Origin of the sequence: Faecalimonas umbilicata (genome assembly GCF_004346095.1) — a bacterium.
GTDB classification, from domain to species: Bacteria; Bacillota; Clostridia; order Lachnospirales; family Lachnospiraceae; genus Faecalimonas; species Faecalimonas umbilicata.
In genome coordinates, this window is record NZ_SLZV01000018.1 from 58,194 (window position 1) to 70,921 (window position 12,728).

General features: G+C 43.6%; 12 protein-coding genes and 1 riboswitch. Of the genes, 1 reads left to right on the top strand and 11 read right to left on the bottom strand.

Going from position 1 to position 12,728, the window contains the following annotated elements; translation table 11 throughout:
- Positions 1 to 2: 2 nt before the first annotated feature.
- A complete protein-coding gene (gene recQ / locus EDD74_RS09340; protein WP_116441279.1) occupies positions 3 to 1,856 on the bottom strand; it encodes a DNA helicase RecQ in 1,854 nt (617 codons plus the stop codon).
- Between the two features lie 92 nt (positions 1,857 to 1,948).
- On the opposite strand from recQ, the gene EDD74_RS09345 reads away from it, so the two are divergent.
- Positions 1,949 to 2,173: a hypothetical protein gene (locus EDD74_RS09345; RefSeq protein ID WP_009262380.1), complete on the top strand. Its 225-nt coding sequence runs from the start codon at positions 1,949 to 1,951 to the stop codon at positions 2,171 to 2,173.
- 17 nt (positions 2,174 to 2,190) lie between these two features.
- On the opposite strand, the gene EDD74_RS09350 is transcribed toward EDD74_RS09345, so the two are convergent.
- The 10 genes from EDD74_RS09350 to EDD74_RS09395 all read right to left on the bottom strand — a co-directional run bounded on the left by EDD74_RS09350 (position 2,191) and on the right by EDD74_RS09395 (position 12,626).
- The gene (locus tag EDD74_RS09350) at positions 2,191 to 2,727 is read right to left on the bottom strand and encodes a DUF3877 family protein (RefSeq protein ID WP_116441407.1); all 537 of its coding nucleotides are present in this window, start codon (positions 2,725 to 2,727) and stop codon (positions 2,191 to 2,193) included.
- A gap of 79 nt (positions 2,728 to 2,806) precedes the next feature.
- Entirely contained in the window at positions 2,807 to 4,081 is a 1,275-nt protein-coding gene (locus EDD74_RS09355; protein ID WP_116441278.1) for an amidohydrolase family protein, read from the bottom strand.
- Positions 4,082 to 4,192: 111 nt separating this feature from the next.
- Positions 4,193 to 4,288: riboswitch (purine riboswitch) on the bottom strand.
- A 283-nt stretch (positions 4,289 to 4,571) separates the two neighbouring features.
- The gene (locus EDD74_RS09360) at positions 4,572 to 5,450 is read right to left on the bottom strand and encodes an Rpn family recombination-promoting nuclease/putative transposase (RefSeq protein ID WP_116441277.1); all 879 of its coding nucleotides are present in this window, start codon (positions 5,448 to 5,450) and stop codon (positions 4,572 to 4,574) included.
- 71 nt (positions 5,451 to 5,521) lie between these two features.
- Complete coding sequence (locus tag EDD74_RS09365; protein WP_116441276.1) at positions 5,522 to 6,121, bottom strand: HD domain-containing protein; 600 nt, start codon at positions 6,119 to 6,121, stop codon at positions 5,522 to 5,524.
- 382 nt (positions 6,122 to 6,503) lie between these two features.
- Positions 6,504 to 8,192, bottom strand: coding sequence for a M3 family oligoendopeptidase (locus EDD74_RS09370; protein WP_242990087.1), 1,689 nt, complete (start codon positions 8,190 to 8,192; stop codon positions 6,504 to 6,506).
- A gap of 183 nt (positions 8,193 to 8,375) precedes the next feature.
- Positions 8,376 to 9,767, bottom strand: coding sequence for a HAMP domain-containing sensor histidine kinase (locus EDD74_RS09375; RefSeq protein ID WP_116441275.1), 1,392 nt, complete (start codon positions 9,765 to 9,767; stop codon positions 8,376 to 8,378).
- On the bottom strand, positions 9,758 to 10,417 hold the full coding sequence (locus EDD74_RS09380) for a response regulator transcription factor (protein WP_016440863.1): 660 nt from the start codon (positions 10,415 to 10,417) through the stop codon (positions 9,758 to 9,760). The genes EDD74_RS09375 and EDD74_RS09380 overlap by 10 nt, the downstream gene beginning before the upstream one ends.
- Before the next feature lie 2 nt (positions 10,418 to 10,419).
- Positions 10,420 to 11,169, bottom strand: coding sequence for a lantibiotic immunity ABC transporter MutG family permease subunit (locus EDD74_RS09385; protein WP_016440864.1), 750 nt, complete (start codon positions 11,167 to 11,169; stop codon positions 10,420 to 10,422).
- Positions 11,170 to 11,919: a lantibiotic immunity ABC transporter MutE/EpiE family permease subunit gene (locus tag EDD74_RS09390; protein ID WP_116441274.1), complete on the bottom strand. Its 750-nt coding sequence runs from the start codon at positions 11,917 to 11,919 to the stop codon at positions 11,170 to 11,172.
- 2 nt (positions 11,920 to 11,921) lie between these two features.
- A complete protein-coding gene (locus EDD74_RS09395) occupies positions 11,922 to 12,626 on the bottom strand; it encodes a lantibiotic protection ABC transporter ATP-binding protein (RefSeq protein ID WP_116441273.1) in 705 nt (234 codons plus the stop codon).
- Positions 12,627 to 12,728: the final 102 nt, after the last annotated feature.

Genomic DNA, 12,728 nt, shown 5'->3' on the forward strand with positions numbered 1-12,728 from the left:
TCCTACGATTTTTCATTCCCATTTTCCAGTGTTGCCAGAAGTGCAAGGAACCGCTCGCCATATTTTTCATATTTCTTTTCTCCGACACCGGTCACCTGAAGCATTTCTTCTTTTGTCTTCGGATGAAGGATACACATATGTGCCAGCGTTTTATCGGAAAATACAATATACGGCGGAACCCTCTCTTCTTTTGCGATCGCAAGCCGCAATTCCCGGAGCTGTGCAAACAGTGACGGATCTGCTTCGCCTGTAAATTCTGAGGACTTGCGCATCTTTTTTTCTTTCTTTTCTACCTTGCGCTCTTTTGCCGCTTTCATAAAGACTTGTTCATTTTCTTCCAAAAGTTGTCTGGATTTTTCAGTCAGATGAAGTACCGGATACTCTTCTTTTGTCAGCAACAGATATTCGTTTAAAATCAAATGATTCATGATCTGCCGCAGACGAAAGACCGGAATTGCTTCCATCGTTCCATATGTTTCATTTTCATCCATGTGATATTTTAAAATCTTTGCGGACTTTCCTCCATGAACAGTTTCTATGATCACGTTGATCCCATACCGCTGTCCACTTGTCCGCACACAGCTTACCATCGCCTTTGCCGGAGCGGTCACATCGATTTCCTCAAACTGGGTCAGACAGTTTGAACAATTCCCACAGTAATTTGCCCCATATTCTCCGAAATAACGCAGCATATACTCCCGAAGACACTCGTTTGTAAAACAATAATAGGTCATCTTCTGAAGACGGTCCCGCTCCCGTTCCCGGATCAGTTCTGCCGTCTCCGGATCAAATTCTGACTGCTCCCCTGCCTGCTCGATAAAAAACTGATTTGTGATCACATCCTGTCCGGAATAGAGCAAAATACATTCAGATGACATCCCATCTCTTCCGGCTCTACCCGCCTCCTGATAGTAGCTTTCCATGTTTTTCGGCATATTATAATGGATCACAAAACGGACATTCGACTTATCAATCCCCATCCCAAATGCATTAGTCGCCACCATGATCTGCTTCCGGTCATAAATAAAGTCCTCCTGGTTTCGTCTCCGCTCCTCGTCACCAAGTCCTGCGTGATACCGTGTCACTTCTAACCCTTCTTTGATTAACTTCTCACAGACTTCCTCGACAACCTTCCTTGTCAGACAGTAAATGATGCCGCATTCTCCTTCATGCTCTCTCAGATAAGCTGTCACTGCCGCAAACTTATCTCTTGGATGCTCTACACAGAATCTAAGATTTACCCGGTCAAATCCAGTCGTGATCATTGCGGGATCCCGCAGGTTCAGCAGTGCGATAATATCTTCTTTTACTTCCGCTGTCGCCGTCGCCGTAAAGGCACTCAGAACCGGTCGTGTGCCAAGATAATTGAAAAATTCCGCAATCTTCAAATAACTCGGTCTAAAATCCTGTCCCCACTGCGATACGCAGTGCGCCTCATCCACACTCACCATCGAAATCTCTGCCTCTCTCGCAAATCCCAGAAAACTCTCTGTCAGAAGCCGTTCCGGTGCCACATAGATAATCTTATACCGCCCTTCTTTCGCATAGCGAAGTGCAGTCAGGTACTGTCCCTGCGTCAGGGAACTATTCAAAAAAGCTGCGTGAACACCTGCCTGATTCAATGCGGCGACTTGATCTTTCATCAAAGAAATGAGTGGTGAAATGACTAATGTGATTCCCGGCATCAGAAGTGCCGGAATCTGATAGCAGAGTGATTTCCCTGCCCCGGTTGGCATAATTCCAAATACATCCTGCCCGTTCATCATATGTTCAATCAGAAATTCCTGTCCCTCCCGGAAGGAATCGTATCCGAAATAGTGCTTTAAAATATGTAATGCTTCTTCTTTTTTGTACAAAATCAATTTCTCCCTTCAAGGCTCTTTACATTTTCTATCATTATGATATGATACAAGGCGAAAATAATCAATGTTTTTAAGGAGAACGATCTATGAATCCAATGCAATTACTACAAATTAGAAATCTTTGGAACGGCTTCACTTCCAGACATCCAAAATTTCCGAAATTTATGAATGCCGTCTATCAGAATGGACTTTGTGAAGGAACCGTGATGGAAATCCAGATCCGCACACCTGACGGGAAAGAGTTTGCCTCTAATTTGAAAGTGACAAAAGAAGATTTAGAACTTGTTCAGCAAATGAGGTCGATGCGTTAAATCGACCTCATTTTTCACTAAAATCCCATCTCTTCGTAGTCTTCTTTCGTAAACCGGTGATAGATCACATGACTCCCCTCAAATTTGACGCAATAATAATAGGCATCCGGTTTCTGATCTGCAAAATAGATCAGCACATCGAACTCACCTTCTTTAATCTTCTCAACAACGGTATGGTCAGAATACTTCTCACAGATTTCCAACAATTTTTCCAGAGTACATCCATGTACGGCCACCGCTGTGATCCACTCCTTTAAAAACGGATTCTCCGGCGCCCGTTCATGTACATAGACTGCCCCTTCCGGCGGAATGCAGAGGCAGAAGCGGTCTTTTTTGTGAGACACGGTAACAGTTCCCAAATATTCTGTATGTGTTCCGAACCATTCCAGCTCCTGCTGCAGTTCTTCTATAGAAAGTTCTTTTCCCAACAGCCGGAGCAGAGAATCTGCCGGATAATACAGACGAATTGTCTCCTTCTGATATCCAAGCTTCATCTGCTCCTCTTTGATCAGGTCAATCAGATTTTGTTCCAGTTTTTGATACGCCAGCTCCATGTTTTCTGTTCCCCTTTCTTTTCTTATCGGTATTCTTATATTCTGCATGATCCTTATCGTCTGCATTGTCCCGGAGGTACTATTTGACTTTTCGTCCGGAAACGTACTTTTCTGTAATGTGTCGGTCATCAGACAGATAAATCATGCGCTCCAGGCGGTCACGCACGGTCAGTTTCTGCGGATGTGCAATGTTACTGTCGTCTAAAATCAGTGCATCAAACTCGTATCCTTCTTCAAAACTTCCAACCTTTCCAAAAAACGCCCCGCCGCCTTTTGTTCCAAGATAGAATGCTTCCTCCACAGTCAGCGGTTTCTGTGTGTCATCCACAAGTCTCCAGCGCATTTTGGAACACTGGATTGCATCTGCCATCGCCCGGAAGATCGACGTACTGTATCCTGCTGCCATGTCACTTCCAAGCCCGGTCGGGATTCCCTCTGATAAAAATCTTCTCACTGGTGCAATCCCTGAAGAAAGATTCATATTGGACTGCGGACAGTGCGCCACATATACCTGATTGTTCTTCATTTTTTCAATCTCATCTTCTTCCATCCAGATACAGTGTGCCATGATAGTAGGGCAGTCCCCGCCAAATAGTCCAAACTGTTCATATGCCTCGCTGTAATTTGACACATTCGGACAAAGCTCTTTCACCCACGCGATCTCACCTGGATTTTCAGATAAGTGAGACTGTACCGGAAGCTTTTTCTCTTTTTGCAGTTCTGCCAGCCCCCGCATCAGCTCATCGGTACAGGAAGGGATAAACCGTGGTGTCAGGATCGGTCTGACATGTTGAAAACGTCCGTCCGTCTCTGCAAGCCATCTTTTCGTTTCTTCCAGCGATTTTTCTGCACTTTTTTCTTCCAGATCCTTCCCTCCGTTTCGATCCATATTTACCTTTCCCACATAAGCCGACAGCCCGGAGTCTTCCAGAAGTTCCATCAGGATCTTCGTTCCCTCCACATGCATTGTCGCAAAAATGACCGCTCTTGTCACATCGCTCTTCTTCAGTTCTTCCACATACATCGTATATGCCCGTTTTGCATACACTTCACTGGCATACTTTGCTTCCTCAGGAAACGTATGTGTATTAAGCCACTCTAACAGCTCCAGATCCATACCAAGTCCTCGAAATGCATACTGCGGCGCATGCGCATGAAGATCCACCATCCCCGGAACAATCAGGGCATCCCCGCAGTCCTTCACCGGCAGTCCCTGATATTTCTCAGGGATTTCTGAAAATACCCCTGCACTCTTTCCATCCACACAGATGACATATTGCTGCTCGGCCACCCACAGTCTGTCCATCGTCTCACTGTAACAAATATTTCCTTTTAAAATAAAATCGTTCTTCATGATCGTCTCTTCCTCACTTTCCCAAACATTGTTGCCGGAAGTCTGTCACTCCATTCCGACAACTCCTATCTTTTTACGCAGAAAATGGGGCGATACAAAAAGTACACTGCCTCCTTGCATCTCCCCACTTATAGTCAACTATTCCGGTAGTTTGTAGAAACGTCCAACCAATCTTGAACATATATAAGTTCTGCCTATTGCTCCTTTATTATAAAAGATTCTGTTACGGAAGTCAATTCGCGGCAAAAACTTGTTTTCCTCTTCATAATATCTTGCCACCGAAGACGGCTCGATAAACAGTGTACTGCCTGTTGCAGACTTATCAATCACTTTTCTAGAATTCCTCTGCTTTTTTTGAAATTTCCTGCCTGAACCGGCAGACTGAATATGGACAATCCTGATACTGACTGACTTTCTTTTCTTGTTTGAAAAACAGTATCAGGATTTTTTGATTTTTATCTTGTGAAATGCATTAGATATGCTTTAGATTTTACTCTTTCTGACCGCACTGACTACCTTTTACAGCCTCTGCTTCTGCGAGAAATGCTTCCATAGTATCTGACTTTGCCGCAAGCACCAGCCAGTTTCTCAATACTTCCAGATTTTGCTCTGTCTCAATCCGTTTTCGGAACACATCAGGAATCTCGCCTTTGCACTCCAGAATCGTGCACAGCGAAAGTCTTGCACCTTCCGCTCTTCCTTCTTTTCTCTCGTCTTTCAGCATCTCTTCCAAAATCATAAAACGCTCCTCCATCTCCCGGTCTCTCTTGATTTCCCGAATTGTTCTCTGCAGTCTTTCTACATAGTCATCGTGAAAATTTTGTTCGCTCTCCTGCAGTCCTGCTTTTACAAATCTTAAAAAGGTAACAAGTTCTTTTGGAACTTCGTCTTCATTTTCTCCATGCGTACTCAGAAAAATGGTACATCGTCCATCCTGCAGTTTGCTTTCTTTACATTCTTTGCACTCACTTGAAAATGTGTATCGATATTTCTTCTGCCCAAACGGGTCAAAGTCACATAGAAAAATAACATAAGTATCCGGAAGTTCTTCATACTCTTCCCCAGATACCAGCAACTCCATATCGATCTGACTTTGATAATATCTGCTTCTTCTCCCAAGTGCCGGCTTTTTAGACACCTGCATTTCCACATTATAGTGGGTCCGTTCTTCATCATTTGCATAGACATCCAGACGGACTCCCTTATACTCTGGATGGTAGATCATACTCTTTTCCTTACTGACAACCACCTCTGAGAGTTTCGTCTGAAGGACCATCTCCAAAAAATCTTTGCAGTTTTCCGGCATCGTCATCACTGCGCCGAACATAAAGTTATCTTTAATAGTAAGTTCTTTTAATTGTTTCTTCATCTGTTTTCCTCCATTATGCAGAGGAATTCTATGAGAAAATTATAACATATCCATTCTGCTTTCTGCAATCTCTATTCAGCCTTTACATTCCCTTTTTCAATGTTTTCTTCTACAATTGCTTTCACGCATTCCCACACTGTTTTTGATGTCTCTTCCATTTTTTTATTCCGTTTATAGATCTGTGACCGTTTCACCCCATGTTCTGCCCAGCTTTTTCCACCAGATACGTGATTTAAAAGAAGTGGCTGGAAGTTGTCAAGAAGGTGTGCATACTTTGCATCGCCCGTCTCGTATGCCTCAAATTCTTCCCAGAGTTCCCGGAAATAAGCGCCCTGATCTGCCGGTAGGATTCCAAAAATCCGATCTGCCGCCTTTTCTTCACGCGCTCTCTTTGTTGCGGCTCCGGCGCTGTCATATGCGTAAGTATCTCCTGCGTCAATTTCTACAAGATCATGGATCAGTACCATCGTCATAACTTTCAAAAGATCCACCTCTTCCTCTGCATGCTCCTGCAAAAGTACTGCCATCAGCGCAATGTGCCAGGAGTGTTCAGCATCATTTTCTTTTCTCTCACCATCGGCAAGATAGGTCTGCCGGAATATGTTTTTTACTTTGTCTATCTCCATCAAAAATGCAATCTGCTGCTGTAATCTTTCATGCTTTTCCATCATCTCATCGTTCCTTTCCTTCTCGTGATCATACTTGTTATTACTATATCACACTCTCCCTTTTTTTCACATCTCCAAATCACAGCAATCAAACCATCAAGCCATTTCAAAAAGCAAAACAGGGCGGACTTTCTTTACCTCAAAAATATGTTCTCCCCACACTTGACAAAACGCCATAATATTTTTCAAAAACTACTTACAAAGCGTCAGTATTCCTCCTGACTCCCGGCAAAAAAGAAAACTGTCATGTACTTTCTCCGACTGTTGTGTCCTTTCTTTCAACAATCAGATACCTGCCATGACAGTTTTCTTACGATTTTTTATTGTCTGTTATGAGTCTTTTTGTTTTCCGCTCTGTTTTTATGCGTTTTTCTTCACGCGTTTTCTACAGCTTGTGTTCCTTCAGCCATTCGCTTGCATGTCCTGCAATCTCTCGGATACATCCGTCTTCTACCGGAGAGGCAAGTCCCACACCTGCTACCAGCCCGAGGAATGTATCTGTTCCGCCGCGCTGTACAAACATTTTATATTTTTCCCACGCCTGTTTCCAGTCCTTTTCAATCTCCAGCCAGAACTGTAATGCAACGGTCTGTGCAAGGCAGTAATCAATATAATAGAATGGTGTCAGATAAATATGGTTCTGTCTTTGCCATCCTGCACCTCTTCCATAGAATGGCATTCCTTCCAGATCAAGATATGGACGATACATCTTTTCTAATTTGAGCCATGCTTCGTTTCTCTCCGCTGGTGTCATTTCCGGATGTTCATATACAACCTGCTGGAAATGGTCAACAAGACATCCATATGGAATGAAGTTTAAAGTTCCCTCTAAATGAGACACTTCGTATTTCTTTGTCTGATGTTTAAAGAATAATTCATACCATGGTGTCGCAAAGAATTCCATCGACATGGAGTGTGTCTCTGCCGCTTCCATCGACGGGAGATGCATATCGATCAGCTCGATATTTTTCTCTGCCATATATTCTGCAAATGCATGGCCTGCTTCATGTGTCAATACATCGACATCCCCGGCTGTTCCGTTGAAGTTTGAGAAGATAAATGGGCATCCATATCCCGGAATATCTGCACAGTAGCCACCGGTAGCCTTTCCTGGTTTTGCAACAACATCAAATAATTCTCTGTCAAACATCATTTTGATAAAATCCGCTGTCTCCGGCGACATCTCTGTATACATCTTTCTTCCGGCTTCCATGATCTCATCATAAGTTCCCTGCGGAATCGCATTTCCATCCGGGAACTGCAGGCTGTCATCGTAGATTTTCAGATCCTCTACTCCGATTCTTTCTGCCTGGTTTTTCTTGATCTCACATACGATCGGGACAAGATCTCTTACGACCTGCTGACGGAAATCTGCAATTGCCTCCGGCGCATAGCAGTTTCTCTGGCGACGGACATAGCCAAGTTCTACGAAATTTTTCATACCAAGACGGTGTGCCTGCTCGGTACGGTTCTTGACAAGCTTGTCAAAGATCTCATCCAGCTCTCCTTGATGTTCATCAAAGAATTTTCCCGTAGCCTCATACGCTGCTTTTCTTACTTCTCTGTCCTGACTCTGCATATAAGGTCCCAACTGAGACAGATTGCATTTTTCTCCGTCGAACTCAATCTGTGCACTTGCAAGCAGTGACTGGTACTGTGTCTGCAGTGTACTTTCTTTCTGTAACAATTCAGTAATCTCCGGAGAAAATCCTTTCATAGAAAGTTCTAGATTGATAAATAACACTTTCCCCAGCTTTTCTTCCAGTTCTTTTCTGAACGGAGATGCTAACAATACTTTGTTATACTTCTGCATCTCCTCTTCCAACATTGGTCCGATATGATCATTGTATTCTCTTTCCTTTGCGTAAAATTCATCTTTTGTATTAATCGTATAACGAATATACACGAGGGAGTCTGCAGTAGCGATTTCTTTCTTGACATCATTCATCTCATAGACTGCCTGCACCTGTTCTTCCACAGACTGTGCATGTTTCAATTTCTCTGTGATCTCCTGAATCTTCTTCTTTGTCTCCTCAAGATCAATTCTTTTGTAAATAAATTCACTGAACTTCATCACTTTTACCCCTTTCTGGACCCTTATTTTATAAAAGAGCATACCGGATTTTCTCCGCTTAAATGGAACTATTTTCCTAGTCTCTATAAAATCATTGCCTTTTTTTATTATACTATACTTCTTCTCTCTTTTCCAGCAGAACAATCTCTTTCTCGGATCCAGCTCTGTTGTCAAACTTGCAGATCACCTTCCACTCTTTGTTGGGATTGTAATCGTCACCTTCGCTCCTCCCATTGCATCCGAATTTCCTAAACATAAACGCCCTCCTTGCTGCTCAACAAACCTGCTTGCAATTGCCAAACCCATACCATAATGATTGCGCTGTCCGCGACTTTTATCTCCCCTGTAAAACTGTTCCGTTCCCCTAAACAGCTCCTCTTCTGAAAATCCAGGCCCATCATCTTCCGTGACAAATATTGTTTGCTCTTCCTCTATGCAGACCGTAAGCCGGATCCTTCCCCCTTCCTTTCCATATTCGACACTGTTTGCAATGATATTCATCCACGCCCGGTAAATAGATTCTTCCTCCATATCCAACACAAAGTTTTCCAAACAATTTTCAGGAATTTCTCTCACACTGACTGTCATCTGCCTAGTCTTTGCAAGTGTGTCTGCCTGCTTTTTTATTTTTTCTGCAAATCGTAATAGATCTGTCTTTGTCTTTGTTTTTGCCGTCGTCTGATTTCTTTCCAAAAGCAGCATCTCCTGAAGTACTTGAAGATAGTTTTCAATTGTTTTCGTCTCTTCGCGAATTTCTTCGGCATACTCTTTTACTTCCGCAAGTTCCTCCGCTTCCAGTGTCAATTCTGCATTCCCCCGGAGAATGGTCAGTGGCGTCTTAATATCATGTGCAAGCGCCGCCATCTGCTCCCTTCGCACCTGCTCCATATTCCACTGTCTGTGCAGCGATTGTCTGAGTGCTTCTCTCATCTGATCCATGGATTGTAACACTGCATCGATTTCCAGTACTTTTGAAGATTTTCTTTCAAAATTAAGTTCCTGTTGACTGATATTTTCAGTCACCTGCTCCAACGAAGAAATTTCCCGCGAAATAATCCTTCCAAACCTTTTTGCCAGCCATATGAGATACAAGAAAAATAAAATGACTGTCACTCCTATCAAGGTCCAGTCTGCCGCCGGAAAATACTGTTGTAAAAACTTGTTCGTATAACTGGAAACCATGCGGTACTTCACAATGCATACTTCTCTTTCCCTGTAAAAACTTCGAAAATAATACCCCTCTTTTCCTCTCTCTCCTTCTCTATAAATCTCCCACGCGTCTTCCCGCTCTTCTTTTTCAAATGTTCCATAAAGGTATGTTCCCTCTCGATCATACACTCCGTACCGACATGTATCCGGAATCAGATCTTCCGTCACCCGCTCTGCTGACTGAATCTGTCTGGCACGTCCTGTAAGCATTCCTTCCGCATAATTTGCCGGAAGAATCCATCCTGTCTCTATCCCTGCGGAAAACAGCAACAGTGCAGCTGCCAAAATCACCGCTGCACCAATCATAACCCAGACTGCATACCGGATAAAAAAGGTATGCAGTCGTATTTTCCTTTTTAATTCCATCGATACCCCATCCCCCAGACGGTCTCAATTGGCTCCGCCTGTACTTTTATTAATTTCGCTCGGATATTTTTAATATGTTCTGTGATCGCTGAGGCGTCACTTTCTCCTTCATAGCCAAATACTGCCTCATAGATCTGTTCCCGCGACAGTGTCTGTCCGTGATGAAGCGCCAGATATTCACAAATCTGATACTCGCTTTTTGTCAACGGAACTTTCTGATCTTTTGCCATCACTTTTTTTGCCTGCATATAAAAATGAAGCCCGGATACCGCGAACACCTGCTTCTTCTCCCGCTGTTCTCTTCGCAGGTGCGCCTGCACCCTCGCCCGAAGTTCTCCAAGTCCGAACGGTTTGCAAATATAATCATCTGCTCCGGAACCAAGTCCTGCCATCAGATCTTCCTCGAGTGTCTTTGCTGTCAGAAATACAATTGGGCAATCCACAGTTTCTCGAATCTCCCTGCACAAAGTAAAGCCATCGATGCCAGGCATCATCACATCCAATAAAATCAAGTCATATCGGGACAACTCCATCTGTCTTACCACTTCCCCATCCTGGACAGTCTGTACGATATGCCCATCTTTTTCCAGTGCTTTCCTTATGATCTGGAGAATCTTTGCCTCATCATCCACTGCAAGAATCTTTGCCATTTTTATTCCACTTCCTTCTTTCCTTCATAGTATGAAAACCAGACAAAAAACGCCGTTAGAAAAGCAACTGTCATCCCTGCGCTCATCCACACCCCGGTTCTTAGATCTGACGTTATTTCCATTATGAATTTCTCCTTATAATATATCATATATCTCAACAGTTGTGTCCCCCAGGCAAACGGACAATACATCCAAATTCCCTCTCCCATTCCGGTAAGAAACAGCGCCGAAAGCATACTCTCCACAATCCCTGCCCCTATAACAACTCCCTTATGCCACTTTAGACTCACAAAAAAATGAATGACATAAGTAGCAATCTGCGTTCCAAGAAGTATAAAAACTGACTCCACAGTAAAAAGCAGTAACTCGCCACTGAAAGATTCTCCAGAATACAGATAGATCCCTACCAGATAGCTTCCAAGCGCCAGCAGTGTTCCCATTGCTCCAAGCAGCAGCAATGCCACCAATTTCACGCCCCCTGCACGGCACTTTCCTGCTACTCCTCCTAAGAGCACCTGCATATTTCCGGCATCCACTTCCATCTCTGTTCCAAGCGCACACACAATTCCGCTCAGTGTCGGAAATGCAAGACTTAAAATTTCCAGAAACTCCCCGATACTCTTTACATTCATGTCCAACGCCCCAAGTCTTTTATAATACCAGAGGACAATTCCTGTTCCAACTATCGGTACCAGTATATGCATCCAGAAAAGTGTAGTCCGTTTCATTTTTACAAATTCTGCACGCAGCATTTACTTCATCCCCTTTCTCTCATAGACCCGGATACTAATTTCTGTGACAAGAACAAAGCATATACAAGTGACCACAAGTCCCGGCAAAATACTTTCCCATGACAGAAGTTCCGGGGAAAATGTGATGTTTCCCGGCTCTGCCGGAAGCCCATTTGGCAATATTTTTAGTACCGGACACATCAGACGCGCCGGAACTGCATATGGAATCAGCCACATCCCTTCGGTTGCAAAATTAGCACTCAAGATAATATTTGCTGCCATATTGATCAAAATTGTGGCTGCGGCTCCGCATTTCTGCTCCAGAAGAAGGCAAAGTGGAATCTGCCACGCGTATGTCAGAAACAGTAACACTCCTGCAAACAGCGCATGAAAAATCGTAATGGTGTCTGAATATTTTGCCTGGAATACCTGTCCTGCCACAAACGTCAAAATACACTGTACTATGCATGCCAAAAACAACCACAGACTGCAATAAAAAATCTTGATCAGCCTTGCCCTTTTTAGTGACACCGGAAGTGTAAACACCGCCTTTTCGCCAAGCTTTCTGTCTTTCTCTCCGCAGCTGCAGGAAACAATGGAAAGCATTGCCGGAAGCAAAAACATATACCACCAATTAAAACTAGTCAAAACTACATACGCTGGAGACAACTTAATGCCAAGTAGCAATGTCAAAAGCGGAGCTACAAAAAACGCCTTCCCCAAAAAGGTATGTCGGTACTTCATCTGTTCTGCACAAAGATCATTCCACATCTCTACCACTCCTTTCTGCCTGCCCCGGCAATCTCCATAAACAGACTCTCCAGCTTTTCCTCATGAGGCATCTCTCCCTGATAGCCTAACACTCCATCGGCAATAATTCCGATATCATCCGCCACCTGAGACACTTCACTTAAAATATGACTTGACACAATGACAGTGATTCCTTTTTGTGGAAATTCCTGAATCATCTGTCTGAGATCCTGGATTCCGATTGGATCCAGACCGTTGGTCGGTTCATCCAGAATCAAAAGTTTCGGATGATTTAAAAGAGCGATCGCAAGCCCAAGTCTCTGCTTCATCCCCATAGAAAATTTTCCTGCACGTTTCTTTCCAGTCTGTGTCAGTCCGACGGTCTCCAGCACCTCATCAATCCTTTCCTCGGGAAGACCGAGCATCCGTGTACGCACTTTCAGATTTTCCCGTGCAGACAAGTTTCCATAGATTGCCGGCGATTCGATCAGAGAACCAATCTTATTTAATGACTTCCTGCTCCATACTTCGCCATCCACCAGAATACTCTCCTGAGTCGGACGGACGATTCCCGCAATCATTTTCAGCAGTGTCGATTTTCCTGCCCCATTTGCACCAAGCAGGCCATAGACGGTATTCTCCCGCACCTGAATAGAGACTGCATTGACTGCTTTCTGCTCTCTGTAAACTTTGCTAAGTTCCCTTGTTTCTAATATATTTTTCTGCATTTTTTTACCTCCCTAATAAATCAAGTCTTTTTTCCTTTAAAATAAAGGTTTTTTAAAGTTTCTATCTCAGATGAATGAACAAGAATCATGGATATTTCTCTG

What these genes read in the sequence shown, in the direction of transcription:
- EDD74_RS09345 (WP_009262380.1), top strand. Translation starts at nt 1,949, where the DNA reads ATGAATCCAATGCAATTACTACAAATTAGAAATCTTTGGAACGGCTTC.
- EDD74_RS09350 (WP_116441407.1), bottom strand. Translation starts at nt 2,727, where the DNA reads ATGGAGCTGGCGTATCAAAAACTGGAACAAAATCTGATTGACCTGATC.
- EDD74_RS09355 (WP_116441278.1), bottom strand. Translation starts at nt 4,081, where the DNA reads ATGAAGAACGATTTTATTTTAAAAGGAAATATTTGTTACAGTGAGACG.
- EDD74_RS09360 (WP_116441277.1), bottom strand. Translation starts at nt 5,450, where the DNA reads ATGAAGAAACAATTAAAAGAACTTACTATTAAAGATAACTTTATGTTC.
- EDD74_RS09365 (WP_116441276.1), bottom strand. Translation starts at nt 6,121, where the DNA reads ATGATGGAAAAGCATGAAAGATTACAGCAGCAGATTGCATTTTTGATG.
- EDD74_RS09370 (WP_242990087.1), bottom strand. Translation starts at nt 8,192, where the DNA reads ATGAAGTTCAGTGAATTTATTTACAAAAGAATTGATCTTGAGGAGACA.
- EDD74_RS09375 (WP_116441275.1), bottom strand. Translation starts at nt 9,767, where the DNA reads ATGGAATTAAAAAGGAAAATACGACTGCATACCTTTTTTATCCGGTAT.
- EDD74_RS09380 (WP_016440863.1), bottom strand. Translation starts at nt 10,417, where the DNA reads ATGGCAAAGATTCTTGCAGTGGATGATGAGGCAAAGATTCTCCAGATC.
- EDD74_RS09385 (WP_016440864.1), bottom strand. Translation starts at nt 11,169, where the DNA reads ATGCTGCGTGCAGAATTTGTAAAAATGAAACGGACTACACTTTTCTGG.
- EDD74_RS09390 (WP_116441274.1), bottom strand. Translation starts at nt 11,919, where the DNA reads ATGTGGAATGATCTTTGTGCAGAACAGATGAAGTACCGACATACCTTT.
- EDD74_RS09395 (WP_116441273.1), bottom strand. Translation starts at nt 12,626, where the DNA reads ATGCAGAAAAATATATTAGAAACAAGGGAACTTAGCAAAGTTTACAGA.